Origin of the sequence: Streptomyces sp. KR55 (assembly GCF_052245645.1) — a bacterium.
GTDB classification, from domain to species: Bacteria; Actinomycetota; Actinomycetes; order Streptomycetales; family Streptomycetaceae; genus Streptomyces; species Streptomyces flavusporus.
The window spans coordinates 1-2064 of sequence record NZ_JBQQCE010000839.1; the positions used below are offsets into that span (position 1 = coordinate 1).

2 protein-coding genes, 1 tRNA gene and 1 pseudogene are annotated in these 2064 nt (G+C 70.2%); 1 reads left to right on the forward strand and 3 read right to left on the reverse strand.

All coding sequences use genetic code 11. The features are described 5' to 3' along the window. Positions 1-253 (reverse strand): annotated as a pseudogene (locus tag ACTWQJ_RS50785) (transketolase); the annotation flags it as partial. A gap of 73 nt (positions 254-326) precedes the next feature. Then, positions 327-1034 (reverse strand): transketolase, encoded by a 708-nt coding sequence (locus ACTWQJ_RS50790; RefSeq protein WP_443313103.1) that lies wholly within the window; start codon positions 1032-1034, stop codon positions 327-329. A gap of 161 nt (positions 1035-1195) precedes the next feature. Between ACTWQJ_RS50790 and ACTWQJ_RS50795 the strand changes: the two genes are divergently transcribed. After that, positions 1196-1272, forward strand: a tRNA-Pro gene (locus tag ACTWQJ_RS50795). On the opposite strand, the gene ACTWQJ_RS50800 is transcribed toward ACTWQJ_RS50795, so the two are convergent. Then, the coding region (locus ACTWQJ_RS50800) for a site-specific integrase (RefSeq protein ID WP_443313104.1) at positions 1235-2064 on the reverse strand (830 nt) is incomplete at its 5' end. The two genes, ACTWQJ_RS50795 and ACTWQJ_RS50800, sit on opposite strands and share 38 nt — an antisense overlap.

The window sequence follows — 2064 nt, forward strand, 5'->3', positions numbered from 1 at the left end:
GCTCAAACGGCCGCTCGACCAGAAAGCTGGCGAAGGTGTGCACGACCGGCCGCAGCCCGGTCAGCGCCAACCCCGCGCCCGTCCCGATGAGCAGCTGCTCGCGGATACCGACGTTGATCACCCGGTCGGGGTGCCGGCTCCGGGCGTCGGCGAAGCCGTCCACACCGATCTCGGCCAGGACGACCGCGACCCGGGGATCCTCGTCGAGCAACCGGGAGATCACGGGGGCGAAACGGTCACGCATGGTGTCCATGGAAGTCGGCTCCTTCTCTGAGGCAGGCCGTAGGCGAGTGAACTGGTTCTGCAGGCCGGGACCGATCGCCGCGTCACGCGGACTTCGGCTCCACCCGGGCCACGACCGCGTGCGGGCGGCCCGGGTGCGGCGTGGTGAAGGCGGCGTACAGTGCCGCATGATCGCGGCCGTCGACGGTCACCGTGGACCAGCCCGCCGCCTCGAAGCGAGCGGCGATGCCGCCGGGCCGGGCATGGCTGGCGGAGGCGTTGTCCACGACGACGGTGTGCAGCCGGTCCAGTCCGGCGGGCCCGGCGAAGGCGATCGCCTCGTGGTTGCTGCCCTCGTCCAGCTCGGCGTCCCCGATCAGCACCCACACCCGCGGTTCGACCAGGCCCTGGACGCGCAGCCCCAGCGCCGTGCCGACGGCGATCGGCAGCCCGTGCCCCAACGAGCCGCTGCCGATCTCGGCCCCCGGCACCAGCATCCGGTCGGGGTGGTGCCCGAGCGGGGAGTCGTAGGAGCCGAAGCCGGGCAACCAGTCCACCGGGACGAAACCCTTGGCGGCCAGGACCGCGTAGTACGCCATCGGCCCGTGCCCCTTGGACAGCAGGAACCGGTCCCGCCCGGGGTCCTCCAGCCGCCCCGGCTCGACCCGCAGCACCCGGTCGTAGAGCACCCACAGCACGTCCAGCGTGGATGTCGCCGCAGGTCCGTGCTTCTCGTCGCCGGTCATGAGGGCCATCAGGCGGGGCAGGTCGGGGTAGCCGTACGTACGCGTGCCTTCGTCGGTGATCGTCATATGGACGATCGTGCAACCTCGACCAAACTTCAGGTCAAGCGTCACTCGTCGGCGAGGTGCCCGTTCGCCGGCCACGCATAATCGGGTGCGCGACCACCGACCCGAGTGCGGTATTGTTTCCATGCGCGTTCGGCCAGGGGAAATCCCAGGTCAGACGGCACCGGGACGTGGCGCAGCTTGGTAGCGCACTTGACTGGGGGTCAAGGGGTCGCAGGTTCAAATCCTGTCGTCCCGACCAGCTTTGATGCAGGTCGGAGGCCGTTCTCTCGTTTGCGGGAGGGCGGCCTTTCGCGTTCCTGGAGGGCTGGTGGTCGCAGTGTGGTCGCAGGCCGGCTCTGGGGCCGGTTCGCGGGGGTGCAGAAGCCGGGCGGGGCGGGGTTGCGGAGCCGGTTGAGGGCTTCGCGGAGGCGTTGGATGTGGTCGCGTGGTGATCGCAGTCGCTTCTGTCGGGCCTGCCGGTCGGCATTCTGCTCGGCCCGCGTGAGCGTCTGCTCGATGGTGTCGACGGCTTCGCGGGCGGCTTGCTGGGTGAGGTGGCCGTAGATGTTGGCCGTGGTCGACAGGGTGGAGTGGCGCAGGGTCTTGGAGACCACGGTGAGCGGCACACCGGCGGTGATGGTGAGGGTGGCCGCCAGGTGCCGCAGATTGTGAACGGTCACCCGGGGAACACCCGCTTCGTCGGACAGTTGCCGGAGCCGGTCCAGAACGCTGCTGGGCCGCAGTGGCCGGCCGTCGGGTCGGCAGAAGACCAGTCCTCTGAAGGGGGTGCCCGGGGCGCCGTGGGTGCGGGCGCTGGAGCGGGTGCGGTGCCGGAGGGCGGCGGCGACGCGGGGTGAGATGGCCACCCAGTTCTTGCTGGAGCGGGTCTTGGGCGGGGTGATGACGAGCCGGTTGTTGTCGATCGCGGAGAGTGTGCAGCGCACGTAGAGAACGCGTTCGGTGAGGTGGACGTCGTCCCAGTGCAGGCCGAGGGCTTCGCCCTTGCGCAGGCCGGTGCCGATGAGGAACTCGAACAGGTCGGCCATGTCCG

Excerpts from the sequence above, each read along its gene's own strand:
- ACTWQJ_RS50790 (WP_443313103.1), bottom strand. The coding sequence starts at position 1,034 with ATGACGATCACCGACGAAGGCACGCGTACGTACGGCTACCCCGACCTG.